19 protein-coding genes are annotated in these 19196 nt (G+C 65.5%); 6 read left to right on the top strand and 13 right to left on the bottom strand.

Annotated elements, in window-relative coordinates; all coding sequences use genetic code 11:
- Positions 1-173: 173 nt before the first annotated feature.
- From ACO056_RS14060 to ACO056_RS14045, 4 genes are all read right to left on the bottom strand, one after another.
- A complete protein-coding gene (locus tag ACO056_RS14060) occupies positions 174-950 on the bottom strand; it encodes an enoyl-CoA hydratase (protein WP_421847772.1) in 777 nt (258 codons plus the stop codon).
- 103 nt (positions 951-1053) lie between these two features.
- Positions 1054-2667, bottom strand: coding sequence for a M28 family metallopeptidase (locus ACO056_RS14055; protein ID WP_421847770.1), 1614 nt, complete (start codon positions 2665-2667; stop codon positions 1054-1056).
- Between the two features lie 74 nt (positions 2668-2741).
- Positions 2742-3923 carry a vWA domain-containing protein gene (locus ACO056_RS14050; RefSeq protein WP_421847768.1) on the bottom strand — a complete coding sequence of 394 codons (1182 nt, stop codon included), beginning with the start codon at positions 3921-3923 and terminating at the stop codon, positions 2742-2744.
- 65 nt (positions 3924-3988) lie between these two features.
- Positions 3989-4411: a GFA family protein gene (locus ACO056_RS14045; protein WP_421847766.1), complete on the bottom strand. Its 423-nt coding sequence runs from the start codon at positions 4409-4411 to the stop codon at positions 3989-3991.
- Between the two features lie 81 nt (positions 4412-4492).
- Between ACO056_RS14045 and ACO056_RS14040 the strand changes: the two genes are divergently transcribed.
- Positions 4493-5233 (top strand): glutathione S-transferase family protein, encoded by a 741-nt coding sequence (locus ACO056_RS14040; protein WP_421847764.1) that lies wholly within the window; start codon positions 4493-4495, stop codon positions 5231-5233.
- 351 nt (positions 5234-5584) lie between these two features.
- Here the strand turns inward: ACO056_RS14040 and ACO056_RS14035 are convergent, their stop codons facing one another.
- Positions 5585-6430, bottom strand: coding sequence for an AAA family ATPase (locus ACO056_RS14035; RefSeq protein WP_421847762.1), 846 nt, complete (start codon positions 6428-6430; stop codon positions 5585-5587).
- 157 nt (positions 6431-6587) lie between these two features.
- Here ACO056_RS14035 and ACO056_RS14030 point away from each other — a divergent pair, with 157 nt between their 5' ends.
- A complete protein-coding gene (locus ACO056_RS14030; RefSeq protein WP_421847760.1) occupies positions 6588-7373 on the top strand; it encodes a hypothetical protein in 786 nt (261 codons plus the stop codon).
- A 55-nt stretch (positions 7374-7428) separates the two neighbouring features.
- On the opposite strand, the gene ACO056_RS14025 is transcribed toward ACO056_RS14030, so the two are convergent.
- The 3 genes from ACO056_RS14025 to ACO056_RS14015 all read right to left on the bottom strand — a co-directional run bounded on the left by ACO056_RS14025 (position 7429) and on the right by ACO056_RS14015 (position 12836).
- The gene (locus tag ACO056_RS14025; protein ID WP_421847758.1) at positions 7429-9303 is read right to left on the bottom strand and encodes a methyl-accepting chemotaxis protein; all 1875 of its coding nucleotides are present in this window, start codon (positions 9301-9303) and stop codon (positions 7429-7431) included.
- 156 nt (positions 9304-9459) lie between these two features.
- Positions 9460-11478: a DNA topoisomerase IV subunit B gene (locus tag ACO056_RS14020; protein WP_421847756.1), complete on the bottom strand. Its 2019-nt coding sequence runs from the start codon at positions 11476-11478 to the stop codon at positions 9460-9462.
- A 245-nt stretch (positions 11479-11723) separates the two neighbouring features.
- Positions 11724-12836, bottom strand: a complete 1113-nt coding sequence (locus tag ACO056_RS14015) for a penicillin-binding protein activator (RefSeq protein WP_421847754.1) — start codon at positions 12834-12836, stop codon at positions 11724-11726.
- Between the two features lie 91 nt (positions 12837-12927).
- On the opposite strand from ACO056_RS14015, the gene rsmI reads away from it, so the two are divergent.
- The 4 genes from rsmI (at position 12928) to ACO056_RS13995 (ending at position 15692) form a co-directional block, all read left to right on the top strand.
- Positions 12928-13764, top strand: coding sequence for a 16S rRNA (cytidine(1402)-2'-O)-methyltransferase (rsmI, locus tag ACO056_RS14010; protein WP_421847752.1), 837 nt, complete (start codon positions 12928-12930; stop codon positions 13762-13764).
- A complete protein-coding gene (locus ACO056_RS14005; RefSeq protein WP_421847750.1) occupies positions 13761-14111 on the top strand; it encodes a YraN family protein in 351 nt (116 codons plus the stop codon). The genes rsmI and ACO056_RS14005 overlap by 4 nt, the downstream gene beginning before the upstream one ends.
- A 98-nt stretch (positions 14112-14209) precedes the next feature.
- Positions 14210-15172 (top strand): glutathione synthase, encoded by a 963-nt coding sequence (gene gshB / locus ACO056_RS14000; protein WP_421847748.1) that lies wholly within the window; start codon positions 14210-14212, stop codon positions 15170-15172.
- A gap of 184 nt (positions 15173-15356) precedes the next feature.
- Positions 15357-15692 (top strand): endonuclease domain-containing protein, encoded by a 336-nt coding sequence (locus ACO056_RS13995; RefSeq protein ID WP_421847746.1) that lies wholly within the window; start codon positions 15357-15359, stop codon positions 15690-15692.
- Positions 15693-15766: 74 nt separating this feature from the next.
- Here the strand turns inward: ACO056_RS13995 and accC are convergent, their stop codons facing one another.
- The 5 genes from accC to ACO056_RS13970 all read right to left on the bottom strand — a co-directional run bounded on the left by accC (position 15767) and on the right by ACO056_RS13970 (position 18968).
- Entirely contained in the window at positions 15767-17113 is a 1347-nt protein-coding gene (gene accC, locus ACO056_RS13990; protein ID WP_421847744.1) for an acetyl-CoA carboxylase biotin carboxylase subunit, read from the bottom strand.
- Between the two features lie 13 nt (positions 17114-17126).
- On the bottom strand, positions 17127-17612 hold the full coding sequence (gene accB, locus ACO056_RS13985) for an acetyl-CoA carboxylase biotin carboxyl carrier protein (protein WP_421847742.1): 486 nt from the start codon (positions 17610-17612) through the stop codon (positions 17127-17129).
- 122 nt (positions 17613-17734) lie between these two features.
- Positions 17735-18169, bottom strand: a complete 435-nt coding sequence (gene aroQ, locus ACO056_RS13980) for a type II 3-dehydroquinate dehydratase (RefSeq protein ID WP_421847740.1) — start codon at positions 18167-18169, stop codon at positions 17735-17737.
- Between the two features lie 109 nt (positions 18170-18278).
- On the bottom strand, positions 18279-18626 hold the full coding sequence (locus ACO056_RS13975; RefSeq protein ID WP_421847738.1) for a hypothetical protein: 348 nt from the start codon (positions 18624-18626) through the stop codon (positions 18279-18281).
- A gap of 72 nt (positions 18627-18698) precedes the next feature.
- Positions 18699-18968, bottom strand: coding sequence for a 3TM-type holin (locus ACO056_RS13970; protein ID WP_421847736.1), 270 nt, complete (start codon positions 18966-18968; stop codon positions 18699-18701).
- Positions 18969-19196 lie beyond the last annotated feature (228 nt).

Below are 19196 nucleotides of genomic sequence, written 5' to 3'. Positions count from 1 at the left end.
CGAAGGTCCAAAATGGCACTGTTGATTTCAGGTCTCAAGCCGACGATCATCATCAGCTGCAGGGTGGCGAGAGCATGAAGTGCTTCGCTTACGTCCTGCATGCGCGTGACCTCCGAAAAATCGGCCTTCAAAGAAGCAAAGCATACCCGCTTTCCGAGCGGGCTGAAACAGCTTCACCGCCAGACGGGCGCGCGCTTTTCCAGAAACGCCTCGATCCCTTCCGCTGTGTTTTCGTCCATCATGTTTTGCGCCATGACCTCGGCGGCGAGCGTGTAGGCCTCGGCGCGGTGGACTTCGCGCTGGGCGTAGAACAGCGCCTTGCCGCGGCGGATCGCGTCGGGGCTCTTGGCGGCGATGGTGGCGGCGAGGGTGTCGATCTCAGCATCGAGCTGATCGGCGGGCACGGCGTGGTTGATGAGGCCCCAGCTTTCCGCGGTCTGCGCGCTGATGAAGTCGCCGGTGACGAGCATTTCGAAGGCGGGCTTGGCCGGCACGTTGCGGGTGAGCGCAACCGCGGGGGTCGAGCAGAACAAGCCGACGTTGATGCCCGAGACGGCAAAGCGCGCGTCCTGGCTGGCGATGGCGAGATCGCAGGCGCCGACGAGCTGGCACCCCGCGGCGGTGGCGATGCCGTGGACGCGGGCGATGACTGGGACGGGAAGCGCGACGATCGCTTCCATCACATCGGCGCAGGCGGCGAACAGCGTGCGGTAGTAATCCAGCCGCCGCTGGCCGTGCATCTGGCGCAGATCGTGCCCGGCGCAGAAGGCCTTGCCCGCGCCGGAGAGGACGACGCACGCGACCGTGGGATCGGCGGCAAGGCTTTCCAGTTCGGCCTTGAGGGCGGCGAGGAGATCCTCGCTCAGCGCGTTGTACTGGTTCGGCCGATTGAGGGTGAGATCGACCCGGCCGCCAGTGCGGTGGGTGGTGAGGATTTCGTTGTCTGACATGGCGGCGACCTCTCGTCTTGGGGTCTTCAGCCCCTGTCTGCTGTTTCGCACGGTCGTCCTTTCCCGACAAGTCCGGGAAGGAACGCTCAGTGTTTCCCGCCTGTCATTCAGCCTTGGCGGCAGGCTTGAACACGCTGGTATCGAGCCAGACCGGGCGCGGCGCGGCATTGGTGATGCGGCGCGCGATAGCTGCGATATAGCGGTCCAGCTTGACGGCTTCGTCCTTGAGCACGCCCGGCTGGTCGAGATCGTCAGACGGCGCATGATAGCGATTTGCGCGCCAGTCATGCTCGATCTGGAATTCGGGCGTGCCCTTGGCAAAGCCGAACTTGAACGCGAGCGCGGGCACCCCGGCGCGCACGAAGCTGAACTGGTCGGTGCGGATGAAGCTGTTGCGTTCGGGTAGCGGATCGGGCGCGACCACGAGGCCCTGCGCTTTGGCCGTACTGCGTGCTTCGGTGCCGAGCGAGCTTTCGGCTTCGCCTTGCACCACCACGGTTTTCAGGGGCCAGAGCGGAAGCGGCATATCGAGATTGAGGTCAGCGACAATCGCATCCTTGGCCACGGTTGGCCGGTTTGCGAAATACTGTGAGCCGAGCAGGCCCTTTTCCTCGGCCGTCACGATCACGAACAGCACCGAGCGGCGCGGCCGATTGCCGGTGCGCAGTCGGTGCGCGATATCGAGCACGCTGGCGACACCCGAAGCATCGTCCATCGCGCCGCTGTAGATCGCCTTGCCATTGATCGGAGCGCCAATGCCGAGGTGGTCGAGGTGTGCGGAAACGACCAGGTATTCCTTGCGCAATCTGGGATCATTGCCGGGAAGAAGGCCAACGAGATTGGGCGATTCGACCTGGCGGAACGTGGCCGAAATCGTGGCGCTCAGCCGCACTGGCAGTTCGAAGCAGGGGAGCGGGGCAGAGGCATCGGCGAGCGCGGTCAGCTCGGCAAAGCTGTGGCTCGATCCGGCAAACAGTGCATCGCTGCGTGCGGGATCAACGCTGGCGGCAAAGAACCCGTCGGGCATGTCACGCAAGGTCGAATCAGCGAGGTACATGCCCGCTTGTCCGGCGAGCAGCTTGCGGCGGTCCCACGGGATTTCGACTTGCGCCGGGGTGACAAGCGTGATGAGGCCCACGGCCCCGGCGTCCTTGAGGAACTTCGCGCGCTCGGCCCGGTTGCTGGCCTTGATCGGGGCGGCGATCTCGGCCGGACCGCCCGAGAGGACGACCGCGATCTTGCCCTTGAGATCAAGACCGGCGAGATCATCGTGGCCCTGTGCGGGCAGATGCAGCCCATACCCGATGAACACGAGCGGCGCGTCCACCGCTACGGGGCGGGGGCCGCCGCCTGCGGAAATCAGCAGGTCGGTCCCGGCGGAAAGCGGCGAAGCCTTGCCCTGCGCATCGATCAGCTGGGCCGTGGAGGCCGCGTGGTCGATGATCTGTTCGGTGAAGGCCACGTTTTGCAGGTAGCCGCCTTGTTCACCCGCAGGCTTCAGGCCCAGCGCCTTGAACCGCGTAACCACATAGTCGGCGGCGCGCAGATACCCTGGCGAGCCGGTCTGGCGGCCTTCGTTGCGGTCATCGGCAATCGCCGCGATATCCGCCCACCACTGTGCCGCGGCGGGATCGGGTTTCGGCGGAGCTGCGAGGCTGGCGGTGGCTGCGAGAGCCGTGAGGGCTGCAAAGGATGCGATGCGAAGAAGTTTGGCCATAGTGTCTGCTCCGCTGTTACCCCTCCGGCCTGCCTCCGGCGGGCCAGCCTGCAGGGCTGACGGTGGGGTACTTTCTAGTGCTTCTTGCGCGTCAATTCGCGCATGGCACCATCGAGGCCTTCGAGGCTGAGCGGAAACATCGAGCCGCCGACGAGATCCTTGATCATCTTGGTCGACTGCGAATAGTTCCACTGCTTCTCGGGCACCGGATTGAGCCACACGGTGGCGGGGTAGGTCTGCGCGACGCGGTGGAGCCAGATGGCGCCCGCCTCTTCGTTGAAATGCTCGACCGAGCCGCCGGGGTGGCTGATCTCGTAAGGGCTCATCGCCGCATCGCCGACGAACACGATCTTGTAGTCATGGCCGTACTTGTGGAGGATGTCCCAGGTATTGGTGCGCTCGGACCAGCGGCGCTTGTTGTCCTTCCACACGCCTTCGTAGAGGCAATTGTGGAAATAGAAGAACTCCATGTTCTTGAATTCGGCGGTGGCGGCGCTGAACAGCTCTTCGACCAGCTTGATGAAGGGGTCCATCGAGCCGCCGACATCGAGGAACAGCAGCAGCTTGACCGCGTTGCGCCGTTCGGGGCGCATGCGGATATCGAGCCAGCCCTGCTTGGCGGTGCCATCGATCGTGCCGGGCAGATCAAGCTCGTCGGCATGGCCTTCGCGCGCGAAACGGCGCAGGCGGCGCAGCGCGATCTTGATGTTGCGGGTGCCGAGTTCCTTGGTGTTATCAAGGTTGGCGAATTCGCGCTTTTCCCAGACCTTTATCGCGCGGCCGTGCTTGCCCTCGCCGCCGATGCGCACGCCTTCGGGGTTGTAGCCGCCGTGGCCGAACGGGCTGGTGCCGCCAGTACCGATCCACTTGTTGCCGCCTTCGTGGCGCTCTTTCTGCTCTTCGAGCCGCTGCTTGAGCGTCTCCATGATCTCGTCCCACGAGCCGAGCGCCTTGATCTTCTCCATTTCCTCTTCGGTGAGGAACTTTTCCGCCACGGCGCGGAGCCAGTCTTCCGGAATATCGACCGGGCGCTGGCCGTAGTCCGTGAGGATGCCCTTGAAGACCTTGTTGAAGACCTGATCGAACCGGTCGAGCAGGCCCTCGTCCTTCACGAACGTGGCGCGGCTGAGGTAGTAGAAGGCCTCCGGCGTCTGGTCGATCACGTCCTTGTCGAGCGCTTCGAGGAGCGTGAGGTGCTCCTTGAAGCTGGCCTTGATGCCGGCGGCGCGCAGCTCGTCGATGAAGTTAAAGAACATGGGTCGTGGGGCCTCGCTCGCGTCTTAACCGGATGATTAAGGCGAATGGGGGGTGCTGGCAAGTCTCAGGACTGGGGCGGCGGGGGCGGCTGCTTGGCGTGGCGTTCGAGGCCATCGGGGATCACGGCCCAGGCCGGAGCGTCGTCGGTCCAGATGACCATTTGCGGGGTGAGGTCGTGCGGCGGCTGGATGAAGCCGACCCGCATCGTGCGAAACTGCGGGCGGGCGGAGACCTGGCCCATGACAGGCGTGCCGCAGGCGGCGCAGAACGACTGGGTGAGCGTGTTGCCGCTGGCGGCGGTATAGGCGTGGCTGCCGAGCGTGCCGGTGATGGTCACGTCATCGGTCAGGAACATGGCGTTGGTGCTGTGCGAGCCGCCCGCGAGCTGCTGGCACTGGCGGCACCAGCACTGGCGCACCGCGATGGGCGCATCGGCGGCGATCTCGGCGGTGACGGCCCCGCAGGCGCAGCGTCCGGTATAGGCCATGGGCGTTCCTTCACATTTGGTATTGTTAGGTACACATACAATTTGTAGGCTGAGGGCAATCCGGAGAGGACACCCAAAACCATGCTCAAGCTCTACAGTTTCGGCCCCGCTGCCAACTCGATGAAGCCGCTGCTCACCTTGTATGAGAAGGGGCTGGACTTCGAGAAGAACCGGCTCGATCCCGCCAAGTTTGAACACCATACCGACTGGTTCAAGGCGATCAACCCGCGCGGGCAGGTGCCAGCGCTGGTCGACGGCGCGCATGTGATCACCGAGAGCACGGTGATCTGCGAGTATCTGGAAGACGAATACCCCACCGCGGTTTCACTGCGGCCCGCGACCTCTGCGGGCAAGGCGATGATGCGGGTGTGGACCAAGTGGGTGGACGAGTATTTCTGCTGGTGCGTCTCGACCATCGGCTGGCACCGCTATGTCGGCAACATGGTGAAGGGCCTTTCAGATGCCGAGTTCGAGGAGAAGGTGAAGGCGATCCCGGTGGCCGAGCAGCAGGTGAAATGGCGCCGCGCGCGCGAGGGCTTTCCGCAGGACATGCTCGACGAGGAAATGCGCAAGATCGCGTTTTCAGTGGCGCGGCTGGACGAGCACTTGCGGACACATGAGTGGCTAGTGCCGGGGCAGTATACGCTGGCGGATATCTGCAACTTCGCCATCGCCAACGGGATGCAGTTCGGGTTTGCCGAGCTGGTCAACAAGGAGGCGACACCGGGGCTATTGCGCTGGATCGAGCAGATCAACGCGCGGCCGGCGGCGCGCGCCATGTTTGCGGAAGTGGAGCTGGAGAAGCTGGGGCCGCGGGATTGAATAAAGGAAGTGGGTGTTTCGCGCAGAGGCGCAGAGGCGCGGAGAAGGGACTGAGACGAGGCGGTTCGCGCAGAGATCGCAGGGTTTGCAGAGATTGCGTGTGTGCCGCAGGCAAGTTCTTTGAAGTCGAGCGTTTAGGTTGAGAGCGGCTTTGCCACGGAGACCTGCGCCTCTGCGCCTCTGCGCGAAAATTTCTTTTCCGCTAAAGGGTGCGGGCGTCCCAAACCGCGGCAGACTAATCAGCCGAGGTGGTTCAGGCTGCTGGCTTCCCTGAGCAGACCATCCGGTTTTCACGCTGACCGATGTTCGTGCCGAGCCCAGTTACATTGCCCGGCACGAACGTAATTGGCCTCAGTTCGAAGGCCGCCGCGCCATGAACGCCAGCCGTTCGAACAGCATGACGTCCTGCTCGTTCTTGAGGAGCGCGCCGTGCAGGGGCGGGATCGCCTTGGTCGGATCGCGGTTCTGGAGGACGTCGAGCGGCATGTCCTCGTTGAGCAGCAGCTTGAGCCAGTCGAGCAGTTCTGATGTGCTCGGCTTCTTCTTGAGGCCGGGAACTTCGCGGACTTCGTAGAAAATATCCATCGCCTTGCTGACGAGGGTCTTCTGGATGCCGGGGAAGTGCACGTCGATGATCGACTGCATCGTCTGCCGATCGGGGAACTTGATGTAGTGGAAGAAGCAGCGGCGCAGGAACGCGTCGGGCAGTTCCTTCTCGTTGTTCGAGGTGATGACGACGATCGGGCGCTCCTTGGCGGCGATCGTCTCGTGCGTCTCGTAGACATCGAAGCTCATCCGGTCGAGCTCCTGCAGCAGGTCGTTCGGGAACTCGATGTCGGCCTTGTCGATCTCGTCGATCAGCAGGACCGGGAGCTGCGGCGCGGTAAAGGCCTCCCACAGCTTGCCCTTGCGGATGTAGTTCGAAATCTCGTGCACACGCGGATCGCCGAGCTGGCCATCGCGCAGGCGGGCGACCGCGTCGTACTCGTAGAGGCCCTGCTGCGCCTTGGTGGTGGACTTGACGTTCCACTCGATCAGCGGGGCGCCGACGGCTTGCGCGATCTCGTGCGCGAGGACGGTCTTGCCGGTGCCGGGCTCACCCTTCACCAGCAAGGGGCGGCGCAGCAGCACCGCGGCGTTGACTGCCACCTTGAGATCATCAGTGGCGACGTAATTGCTGGTGCCTTCGAAGCGCATGTTCTGTCCTGCATCCTTCTTAATCGGTTGCTTAAGGGATAGGGCGAGAGATCAGGGCTGGCAAGTGGGCTGAACCGCAGCTTCGGCGCGGGGAAGCGACACTTGGTTACAAGCCGCCCCGTTGCCGCTCCCCGTTCGCACGTGTAGGCGATGCGCGATGCGATCCGCTCCCGCCGACAGCCCCGCGCGCTACGCTCCATCGCGCCGCGACCGGGCCGTATCTTTCGTGCTGGCGGTGCTGGTCGGGGTGTTCCTCGTCTTCGTGCTGATCATCATGAGCGGCGTGACCGGCGGCGGCGGCGAGCCGGGAGGCCAGCTGGTCGCGATCAACATTTCGCCGCCCTCCGCCGAGAAGGAAAAGCAGAAGGCCGCGCCCAAGCAGGACGAGAAGCAGGTGCAGGTGCAGACGGTGACGACGCCGCCGCCCAAGCTGCCTCCGCGCGTGGTGATCCCCAGCAAGAACCAGGTCGAATGGCCGCCCGGCTTCATCAAGCTGAGCCGCGAGGATATTGCCAAGGCGGATATCAGCCGGATCAAGCCGGCCGGTGGCGGCGGTTCGACCGGCGTCTCGCAGGGCGGGGGCGGCAATGCCGAGGGTACTGGCGACGGTCCGGGCGGCGCGCGCGTCTACAATGCCGAATGGTACCGCGAGCCGACGCATGCCGAACTTTCCCCCTACATGAGCGGGGCGCGCGGCGGATCGGCCGGAGACTGGGCGATGATCATCTGCCGCACGGTCGAGCGGTACCATGTCGAGGATTGCCGTGAAGTGGACGAATCGCCGCGCGGATCGGGCCTGGCGCGCGCCTTGCGGCAGGCGGCGTGGCAGTTCCTGGTGCGGCCGCCGCGCGTGGACGGCAAGGCGCAACTCGGCACCTGGGTGCGCATTCGCTTTGACTTCAAGGCAGCGAAAGCGGCGGAGGGGGCGGCCGACCAGGACTAGTCCTGGCCGGCCTGACCCCGCGCCTTCGCACAAGGCGCGGGGCCAATGGATTGGCTCAGAATTCCGACCAGTTATTCTCGTCGAGATCGAGCGCGAGGTTGCCGTGGACCGGTGCGTTTACCGCTGCCGGGATCGCACGCGGGGCGAGCGGAGCCGGTGTGGCTGCGGGCCGCGCGGCAGCGGGGGCGCTGTAGCTGCTGGCGGAAGACGTCATCCCCGCCGCTCGGAAGCGCGCGACGAGATTGGCGAGATTGGCGGCCTGACCCGAAAGGTTGCGCGAGGCGGCGGCGCTTTCCTCGACCATCGCGGCGTTCTGCTGGGTCATCCGGTCAAGCTCGCCCATGGTCACGTTGACCTTGGAAATGCTGGTGGCCTGATCGACCGCAGCGGTGGCGATGCCTTCGACCAACGCGCCGATTTCGGCGACCTGTGTGATGATCGCATCGAGCGCCTCACCGGTTTCACCGACGAGATGGACGCCCAGTTCGACATGCTGAGCGCTGCCGCTGATGAGGCCCTTGATATCGCGCGCGGCTTCGGCCGATCGCTGGGCGAGCGCGCGCACTTCGTTGGCGACGACCGCGAAGCCGCGTCCCGCCTCGCCGGCGCGCGCTGCTTCGACGCCCGCGTTCAAGGCGAGCAGGTTGGTCTGGAAGGCGATGCCATCGATCAGGTCGATGATCTGGGTGATCTGCTTGGAGCTGTCGACGATCGAGTCCATCGCGCCGACCGCACGCTTGACCACTTCGCCGCCTTCGTTGGCCCGGTCGGTGGCGCGCACGATGGTTTCGCGCACGGCGCCGGCGTTCTGGGCGCTCTGCTCAACCTTGGCGGTCACTTCGCGCATGGCATTGGCGGCCGATTCAAGGCTCGCCGCCTGCTGTTCGGTGCGCGAGGCGAGATCGTCGGAGGCGGCGCGGATTTCGGTCGAGCCGGTCTGGACGCCGCTCGCCGTCCCGGCGACCGAGCCGATCACTTGTTCAAGCTCGCTCGCCATCGCGTTGAAATCGGTCTTGAGGCGGGCGAACGGGCCTTCGAGCGCGGCGGTGACGCGGGCCGAGAGATCGCCTTCCTTGAACCGGGCGAGGGCTGCGCCGAGCGTGCTAACGATGAGTTCGACCTGTTCGGTCTTGCTCGCCTCGGCACGGGCAAGCTGGCCCTGCAGGCCGCGCATGGCACGGCCCAGCGCGCCGATTTCGTCCTGCGTATCGCTGACCACGAGCGCGCCATCGAGGCGGCCATCGGCAAGATCCTCCACCGCGTGGGTGATCTGGCCAACCGGCCGGGCGACGAGGCGCACCATCATCACGTAGATACCGCCGAGCGTGCCCAGCAGGAGCAAGGTCGCAATCGCGCCGGTCCACAGGGCGACCTCGAAGGCCAGGGCAGCTTGATGGCCGGCGACATCAATGTGATGCTTCTGATAGGTCGCAAGATCGACGAGCGCCTTTGTGGTTACCTGGACGGGCTCACTTGACGTGGCGAGGCGGGCAAGTGCCTCTGCTGTGCGCCCCTGGGAGGAAAGCTGCGTGATCTGGCTGGTATCCTGGCTCATCTGCTCCCAGCCGCTTTTGAAGGCCTTGAGATAGGCCTTTTCCTTGTCGTCGAGATCGGTTGCCTCGAACGCGGCGGTCTCCGTGCTGATGATCTTCTGGTTTGCGGCAATCGCGGCCTCAGCATCGGTGCGCTCATAGTCGTCGGCCGCCAGCAGGTGGGACCTCAGTGCATTCTGGAACTCGGCCATGGCGATGTTGATCTTGTCCGCCGAGAGCGCCTGGGGGACATGGTCCTCCGCCACTTCCATCTCTGCGCCGCGCATTGCGGTCATGCGCCAGACCATGGTGCCGATGGCGACGACGATGACCAGCGAAAGCACCGCGAACATCACCGCGAGCTTGCGTCCGATCGGAGCGTTCCTGAGATAATCCATGCCGATTGAGCCCATATCTGCCGCCACGCGGGACTGCGCTGCGGATATCGGACCCGTTCTAGACGCGAGGAGACTGCAAGGGGGTTTGGCGCGGGCTAGGGTGAAACCCGGAGAGCGCAGTTAAAATCGGCTGAACGCCTCAGGCGGCGGGGAGCCTCAAGCGTCGATCAGTTCCGGATCGAGCTCACCCGCCCTGTTCTGGATGAACATGAAGCGCTGGGCGGGGTCGCGGCCCATGAGGCGGTCGACGAGGTCCTTTACCGCGGCGCGGCCCTCGTATTCGGGGGGCAGGGTGATGCGGATGAGGCTGCGGGTGGCGGGGCTCATGGTGGTTTCACGCAGTTGCTGCGGGTTCATCTCGCCAAGGCCCTTGAAGCGGCCGACTTCGACTTTCTTGCCCTTGAACTTCGTCGCCTCAAGTTCGGCGCGGTGGGCGTCGTCCTTGGCATAGACCGAGGTGGCCCCGTTGGTGAGGCGGTAGAGCGGGGGCTGGGCGAGGTAGAGGTGCCCGCGCCGGACGATCTCGGGCATTTCCTGGAAGAAGAACGTCATCAGCAAGGTCGCGATATGCGCGCCGTCGACGTCGGCGTCGGTCATGATGATGATGCGGTCGTAGCGCAGCGCATCGGCGTTGCAGTCCTTGCGCATGCCGCAGCCGAGCGCGAGGGCGAGATCGGCGATTTCGGCATTGGCGCGGATCTTGTCGGCGCTGGCGCTGGCGACGTTGAGGATCTTGCCGCGGATCGGCAGGATCGCCTGCGTTTTCCGGTCGCGCGCGTGCTTGGCGCTGCCGCCGGCCGAATCGCCTTCGACGATGAACAGCTCGGTTTCGCCGCTGCCCTCGCCGCTGCAATCGGTGAGCTTGCCGGGGAGGCGCAGCTTGCGCGCGTTGGTGGCGGTCTTGCGCTTGACCTCGCGCTCCGCCTTGCGGCGCAGGCGCTCGTCCATGCGTTCCATCACCGAGCCCAGCAGGGCGCGCCCGCGCTCCATATTGTCGGTGAGGAAGTGGTCGAAGTGATCGCGCATCGCGTTTTCGACCATGCGCGCAGCTTCGGGACTGGTCAGGCGGTCCTTGGTCTGGCTCTGGAACTGGGGATCGCGGATGAACACCGAGAGCATGATCTCGCTGCCTGTCAGCATGTCTTCGGGCGCGATGTCCTTGGCCTTCTTCTGGCCGACCAGTTCGCCAAACGCGCGGATGCCTTTGGTGAGCGCGGCGCGCAGGCCCGCTTCGTGCGTGCCGCCATCGGGAGTGGGGATGGTGTTGCAGTACCAGCTGTACGAACCGTCGGACCACAGGGGCCAGGCGATCGCCCATTCGGCACGGCCCATTTCCTCGCCGTTTGGCCCTGACGGAAAGTCCTGACTGCCGGTGAAAGGCACGGTGGTCACGCATTCGCGGCCTGCGACCTGCTCGGCCAAGTGATCTGCAAGGCCGCCGGGGAACTGGAACACGGCCTCGGCCGGGATGTCCGTTCCTGCAATCAGCGAGGGCGCGCACTTCCAGCGGATTTCGACGCCCGCGAAGAGATAGGCCTTCGAGCGGACGAGGCGGAACAGGCGCGCGGGCTTGAAGCGCGCTTCGCCGCCGAAGATCTCGCCATCGGGGATGAAGGTGACGGTGGTTCCGCGCCGATTGGGTGCGGCGCCGATGCGCTGGAGCTGCGTGGTGGGGAGGCCGCGCGAGAACTCCTGCGCGTAAAGCTCCTTGTTCCGTGCCACTTCGACGCGGGTGAGCACGGAAAGCGCGTTGACCACCGAGATGCCGACGCCGTGGAGGCCGCCGGAGGTGGCATAGGCCTTGCCGGAGAATTTGCCGCCCGAGTGGAGCATGGTGAGGATCACTTCGAGCGCCGACTTGCCCGGGTACTTCGGGTGCTCATCGACCGGCATGCCGCGGCCGTTATCGGTGATGGTGATCTTGCCCGCAGTGCCCTCGGGGCCTTCCTCGAGCGTGACTTCGATGCGGTTGGCGTGGCCGGCGACAGCTTCGTCCATCGCATTGTCGAGCACTTCGGCGGCGAGGTGATGCAGCGCGCGCTCGTCGATCCCGCCGATGTACATGCCGGGGCGGCGGCGGACAGGCTCAAGCCCTTCGAGCACCTCGATGGCGCTGCCGTCGTAACTTTCCTCGGCGCTGCGCTGGGGCAGCTTTTCAAACAGGTCGTCGGCCATGGGAACGGCTATAGAACGTGGCCGATTCCGGGGGCAATGGGGGGATGCTGCTTATCCCGGGGTTTTGTGGGCGGGTGGCGGGGGTGTTTGCGGCAAGAAGAAGGGGATTTCGCGCGGAGGCGCGGAGAGGCAGCTTGCGCCGCAGGCCTGCCTCGTCACAGCAAATCTTGAGGCTCGAAAGGCGGCTTCGCCGCGACGATAACCTCTCCGCGCCTCCGCGTCTCCGCGCGAACCATTCTTACCCCTTAGGGCGCGAACTTCGCCGGCGCCGGGCTCGCGGTCACGAATGTGCCTGCGCCCACTTCGCGGACTTCCATGGCGCGTTCGGCGACGCCGTTCGGCTCGAAGCGGAACACGCCGTCGAGCCCGATGAAACCATCGCGCGCATAGAGCTTGGCGGTGGGGAACAGAGTGCCCGGCTTCCACCCGCGCGCGACGTTGAGCGTGAGCAGCACGGAATCGTAGCCCAGCGTGGCCAGGCGCGAGGGCGCGGCGCCGAAGCGGGTGCGATAGGACTGCTCGAACTGGCCGAAGCGCTTGTCGGAGACGGCGGCGAACCAGGCGCCGCGCATCGCCGGGCTCTTGGCGATCGAGGCGTCGCCGTTCCACAGTTCGGTGCCGAGAAGCTGCGTGCCGTTTGCAGCGGGCGCGGCCATCAGCGCGATGCGGCCGCTATCGCCGATCAGCAGCGCATCGACCGGGCCCTTGGCGAGGACGCGGCGCACCGCGCTCGAGACCGAAGTGTTGGAGCGATCATAGCTTTCGACCGCAGTGACGGTGATCCCGCGCGAGCGCGCCGCGACCATCAGCGCGGAGGACACGCGCTGGCCATAGGCGCCGGTGGGAATGATCGCGCCGATGGACTTCACGCCCTTGTCCTGCGCGAAGCCGACCACGCGGGCGATGGCCTGCGCGGGCACCTGGCCGAGCACGAAGACATCGCGGTCCGCCACGGTCGCGTCGTTCGAATACGTGATCATCGGCACCTTGGCGGGCCGCGCGACGCTGGCGACGGCGACCACTTCATCGGCGAGCAGGGGGCCGAGGATCAGGCGGTTGCCATCGAGGATCGCCTTGTTGGCGGCAAGCCCCGCGCCGAGTGCGGTATCGTAAGTCGTGATGCGCACGTTCTGGGCGCCCGTATCGAGCAGCGCCATTGTGGTTGCATTGGCGATGGCCTGCCCGATGGCCGCGTTGGCCCCGCTCATCGGCACGAGCAGCGCGACGCGGTGGCGATCGGCGTCTGTCGGCAGGACATTGGCATCAGGCGTCACTTCAACCGGCCTGGGCGGGGGTGGCGGCGCGGCCGGTTTGGGAATGACGGTGCAGCCGGCAAGCAGCGCTAGCGCCCCGGACATGATCCAACGCCGCAGGCGCCCGTTCGTCGCCCCACCGCTTCCGATCATCATTGGCTTGCCGCTCCCTGGTCGCCGGTCCATTGGTCTGCGTATGACTACGCCCTTGCTTGAACCCGGTCTCTATATAGTCGCGACTCCGATTGGCAATCTCGGTGACGTCAGTCGGCGGGCAATCGAGACACTTTCGGGCTGCGCCGTGGTCGCGTGCGAGGATACGCGGGTGACGGGCAAGCTTTTGCACCACCTTGGCATCAAGCGGCCCTTGCGGCGCTATGACGATCACGCCAGCGACGCGGCGCGTGAGGCGCTGCTGGGCGAAATGACGCGCGGGGCCGTGGCGCTGGTTTCGGACGCGGGGACGCCGCTGATTTCCGATCCCGGCTACCGGCTGGTGCGCGAGGCGCGCATCCGGGGCATTGCGGTGACGACGATCCCCGGCGCAAGCGCGCTAGTCGCGGCGCTGACGCTGGCGGGGCTGCCGACCGACCGGTTCCTGTTCGCAGGCTTCCTGCCGAGCAAGGACAAGGCGCGCGGTGATGTCCTGGCCGAACTGGCCGCCGTGCCGGCGACGCTCGTGTTCTACGAGACGGGGCCAAGGCTGGTCGCTTCGCTGGAGGCGATGGCGCGGGTGCTGCCGGGGCGCGAGATCGCCGTGGCGCGCGAGCTGACCAAGCTGCACGAGGAATGCCGGACGGGGACGGCGGCAGAGCTTGCGGCGCACTACACCGCGCATCCGCCCAAGGGCGAGATCGTGCTGCTGGCAGGGCCTCCGGGTGCGGCGGAGAAGCCGGGCGAGGCGGATGTGGATGCCGAGCTGCTGGCAGCATTGGCGGACTTGCCGGTGTCCAAGGCGGCGGCGCTGGTGGCGAAGAAGCACGGGCTGGACCGCAAGGCGCTCTATGCGCGGGCGCTGGAACTCAAGGGGTGAGCCGCGAGGAGGCCGAGCGGCGGGGGCGGCGCGGGGAGAGCCTTGCGGCGTGGTATCTGTGGGCCGGCGGCTGGCGCATTCTGGCGCGGCGGCAGCGCGTGGGGGCGGGCGAGGTCGACCTCGTTGCGCGCAAGGGGCGCACGGTGGCGTTTATCGAGGTGAAATGGCGCGCGAGCCAGGCGGCGCTCGATCAGGCCATCGATGCGCGGCGGCTGCGGCGCGTGGCGCGGGCGGCGGAGGCGCTGGCTCCGCGCTTTGCGGGGCCGGGCGATGATATCAGGATCGACGTGATCCTCCTTGCGCCGGGGCACTGGCCGCGCCACATGGCCAACGTCTGGCAGCCTTAGTTTCCGGTGTCTCGACTTCGCTCGACACGAACGGGAAGTAAATGCCTCAAACCGTTCGTGTCGAGCGAAGTCGAGACACACTGAGCAGGAATACCCGCATGACCCTTCGCCCAGGCTCACTCAAAGTTGCCGTCCAGATGGACCCGCTGCATTCGATAAATATCAACGGGGATTCCTCGTTCGCGCTGATGCTGGCAGCGCAGGCGCGGGGGCATGAGCTTTACCATTACGACGTAGGCGCGCTCTCGCTCGACGAGAACGACCGGCTGACGGCGCGCGCGGTGCCCGTGACGGTCCAGCATGTGCCGGGCGATCACTACAAGGCGGGCGAAGCGCGGCGTCTCGATCTGGGGCGCGATATCGACGTGGTGCTGATGCGGCAGGATCCGCCGTTCCACATGGGCTATATTACCGCGACGCATCTGCTTGAGCGGATCGAGAGCGAGACGCTGGTGGTGAACAACCCGCGCAGCGTGCGCAATGCGCCCGAGAAGGTCATGGTGCTCGATTACCGGCGCTTCATGCCGCCAACGCTGGTGACGCGCTCGGTGGAAGAAGTGCGCGCGTTCCAGAAGCGCCACGGCGCGATCGTGATCAAGCCGATCCACGGCAACGGCGGCAAGGCGATCTTCCGCGTTTCGGAAGAGGGCGAGAACCTCGGCGCGCTGATCGAGGTGTTCAACCAGACCTGGCCCGAGCCGCACATGGTGCAGGCTTTCCTCCCCGAAGTGAGCGAGGGCGACAAGCGCATCGTGCTGGTGGACGGCGAAGTGGCCGGCGCGATCAACCGCAAGCCCGGCGAGGGCGAGTTCCGCTCAAACCTTGCGGTCGGCGGCTATGCCGAAAAGACCGCGCTGACGGCTGAGGAGCAGGAAATCTGCGCCGCGATGGGGCCGGAGCTGAAGCGGCTGGGGCTGATCTTCGTCGGCATCGACGTGATCGGCGGCAAGTGGCTGACCGAGATCAACGTGACGTCACCGACGGGGATCGTGGCGATTGACCGGTTCAACGGGACCGATACGGCAGGGATGATCTGGGATGCGATCGAGGGGCGGGTTTAGGGGGGTCTACCCCTCCGACCCGCCTGCGGCGGGCCACCTCCCCATTTGCACTTCGTGAAAATGGGGAGGACCTTGCCAAATTGGCGCTTTTTCTTTCTGGTCCTCCCTGTTTTTGCGCAGCACAAACGGGGAGGTGGCATTGGCGTAGCCAATGACGGAGGGGTTCTTGCCGAGGCCGAAGCAAATGCGCGATGTGTCCTTGGCGCGCAAGCTGCGCGCGGAACTGAGTTTGCCCGAGACGCTGCTCTGGCGTCATTTGCGGCTTCAGCCGGATGAGGTGAAGATCCGGCGGCAACATCCGGTTGATAAGTGGGTTTTGGATTTTTACTGCGCTGCCGCCAACGTGGCTTTCGAAATTGACGGCATTGCGCATGACATGGGTGACCGGCCGGGGCGGGACGAACGCCGGGATGAAGCGCTTGAAGCGTTGGGGATCGAGGTGGTGCGGATCGCGGCGGCGGATGTGTTGCGGTCGCCTGAGGCGGTTGCGGAGGCCATTGTTCGCTATTGCAAGCGTTGATGGCCCCTCCGTCAGCCCTTCGGGCTGCCACCTCCCCATTTGCACTTCGTGAAAATGGGGAGGATCAGGAGGCCTCAGGTTTCTTCCGAAAGCCACTGCTCCAGATACTTGATCGAGTAGTCCCCATCGAGGAACTTCGGATCACTCAGCAGCTTCTGGTGAAGCGGGATCGAGGTCTTAACCCCGCCGATCACCATTTCCTCCAGCGCGCGCTTCAGGCGCATGATGCAGCCTTCGCGAGTGCGGCCCGAGACGATCAGCTTGGCGATCATGGAGTCGTAGTAGGGCGGGATGCGGTAGCCGGCGTAGAGGCCGGAATCGACGCGCACGTGCATGCCGCCAGCGGCGTGGTAGCTGGTGACGAGGCCGGGCGAGGGGGTGAAGTTGAACGGGTCTTCCGCGTTGATGCGGCACTCGATCGCGTGGCCCTTGAACTCGATCTCTTCCTGCTTGACCGAGAGCGGCTTGCCATCGGCGATGCGGATCTGTTCGCGCACCAGATCGACGCCGGTGATCGCCTCGGTGACGGGATGCTCCACCTGCAGACGGGTGTTCATCTCGATGAAGTAGAACTCGCCGTTTTCCCAGAGGAACTCGATCGTGCCCGCGCCGCGGTAGCCCATGTCGGCCATGGCTTTGGAAACGATGCCGCCCATGCGGTCGCGCTCGGCCGCGGAGATGACGGGGGAGGGCGCTTCTTCGAGTACCTTCTGGTGGCGGCGCTGGAGCGAGCAATCGCGCTCGCCCAGATGGATCGCGTTGCCGTTGCCATCGCCGAAGATCTGGAATTCGATGTGGCGCGGGTTGCCGAGGTACTTTTCGATATAGACTGTGGCATCGCCGAACGCGGCCTTGGCCTCGCTGCCGGCCTGCTGGATCAGCGTTTCAAGCTCGTCCGGGCCGTTGCACACCTTCATGCCGCGCCCGCCGCCACCCGAGGCGGCCTTGATGATCACCGGATAACCGGCGGCTTCGGCGATTTCCTTGGCTTCCTTGATATCGGAAACCGCGCCGTCCGAGCCGGGGACGAGCGGCAGGCCGAGCGCGCCGGCGGTGCGCTTGGCCTCGATCTTGTCACCCATGGTGCGGATATGTTCGGGCTTGGGGCCGATCCAGGTAATGCCGTGAGCCTCGACGATCTCGGCGAACTTGGCGTTTTCCGAGAGGAAGCCGTAGCCGGGGTGGATCGCGTCGGCATGCGTGATCTCGGCCGCGGAGATGATCGCGGCCATGTTGAGATAGCTGTCTTTTGCCGCCGGCGGGCCGATGCAGACGGCGTGGTCGGCAAGGCGCACGTGCATGGCATCGGCATCGGCGGTGGAGTGCACCGCGACCGTCTCGATCCCCATTTCATGCGCGGCGCGGTGAATGCGCAGCGCGATTTCGCCGCGGTTGGCGATCAGCAGGCGGGAAATGGCCATGGGGCGGGCGGCCTCAGGCGATGACGACGAGCGGCTGGTCAAATTCGACCGGCTGCGCGTTTTCGACCAGGATCGCGGTGATCTTGCCGCCGGTGGGCGCAGTGATCGGGTTCATCACTTTCATCGCTTCGACGATGAGCAGCGTGTCACCGGCCTTGACCGTCGAGCCGACGGTGATGAAGGGCGCGGCGCCCGGTTCGGGGGTGAGATAGACGGTGCCGACCATCGGCGAGCGCAGCGCATTGGCATCGACGGCGGGGGCGGCGGGCGCTTCGGCTGCGGCAGCCGGTGCAGCGGCGGGAGCCGGCGCGGCGGCGGGCGCAGGCGCATAGTTCATCACCGGAGCGGCGGTGATCGTGCGAGCAACGCGGATCTTGCGCGTGCCGTCTTCAACCTCGATCTCGGTCAGGCCGGTATCGGAAAGCAGTTCGGCCAGTTCGCGCACCAGCGCGCTGTCGATGGCCATTTTGGCGCCCTCGTCGCCGCGGTCATGCCCCATTTTATTGTCCTCGCGGGTCTACGTATACAAAGCGGGTTCCATGCCCGCCGCGCCGCGCACTGGCAAGAAAAACCCGAATGGGCGGCGTGGAAAAGCCCGAAGTGGCCCCTTTGTGCCGGGCGTCAGAGCTTGCGCGCGCCTTCGAGCGCAAGGAGGTAGCTAAGCGGGCCGAAGCCCGCGATGGTCGCCTTGGCGGCCATGCCGACATAGGACTTGTGGCGGAATGCCTCGCGCGTGTGCGGATTGGAGAGGTGGACTTCGATCACCGGGGTGCGGATCGCCTTGATCGCATCGTGCAGGGCAATGCTGGTGTGGGTGAAGGCGCCGGCATTGAGCAGCACGGCCTTGGCGCCAACCGCCTGTGCTTCGTGGAGCCAATCGACGAGGTGGCCTTCGTGGTTCGACTGGCGCAGATCGATCTCGAGCCCGAGTTCGCGCGCGCGGTCTTCGAGCATGCCGGCGATATCATCCAGCGTGGCCGAGCCGTAGATTTCCGGCTCACGCGTGCCGAGCAGGTTGAGATTGGGGCCGTTGAGGACGAAAACGGTTTCGGGCATGGCGGGCTCCTCGCGGGAATGGACTTGGCTGCCCACCTGATAGAGCGTGAACCTGCTTGCGCAAGTCCGCCTCCGGCAAGACTTGCCCCGGTAACCCCCCTAGCCCTGGTCAGCCCTTGCCGTTGTCCGCCATTGGCGGCGGCGGCGGGGCTGGATCGCCGCCATCGTCGACCGAGGCGGCGGGATCGTCACCGTCCGGATTGTCGTTGTTCTGCACCACCGGTTCGGGCTGCGAGATGGGCTGCGGCTGGTTGGTCACAGCGAGGGCTTCGGCAGCCTTGGCTTTCTTCTCGGCCGCGTCGGCCTTGGCCTCGACCGCGGTTACCCGCTCTTCGAGGGCGCTGACGCGGTCTGCGTCGCAGCCGGAAAGCAGCAGCGACAGGGCGGTGGCCGCGCTGGCAAGCGCAACGCGGAGCGCGAGGAGCCGATTGGCGGGAAAGAAGCGGTGTGCGTCCATGCTGCCAAGGGTCATAGCAGGCAAAGATTACCCGAAACTAACCAAGAGGGTGCTTTTTGCGCTCGGGTGCGGCTACTGATCGGTGCCCTTCGCCTTGCCCCACTGGCGGGCTGCCGTATAGCCGAGATAGGCGGCGCCGAAGAGCGTGTAGAGCGGCTGGGGCAGGCCGGCGAAGTAGGCCGTCATCGCCTCGGTCATCGCGCGCGCCGCCGCCGGGCGCACCGCACCGAGCAGGCCGAGCGGGATGGCCCAGAGAATCACCGCGTACATCACATAGAGAAATGTCGGGCGGGCGAATGTCACGTAGCGGCGGGCAGCGGAGGGGAGAGGCCGGGCGGTCACGGTAGCTGCGTCCTTTCGGGGGAGATGCGGGGACGCAGGGCCAGATAGCGGCAGAAAGCCATGTAGGAAAATGGTTTGGGCCCCGCGCAGGCGCTGGCCATACCCCCACGCGAATTATCGCTACCCCCTGTCCGGTTTATGGCAATGGACGTGCTGCACTGCGGTAGATAGGCAGTGGCCTTGCTGTCATGCTGGTGTAAACATACGGCGCAGCGCTGGTTCAGGGGC

The sequence above is a fragment of the Novosphingobium sp. genome, from assembly GCF_965228995.1.
In the GTDB taxonomy this organism is placed as follows: Bacteria; Pseudomonadota; Alphaproteobacteria; order Sphingomonadales; family Sphingomonadaceae; genus Novosphingobium.
This window is presented reverse-complemented; position numbering and strand designations above follow the sequence as displayed.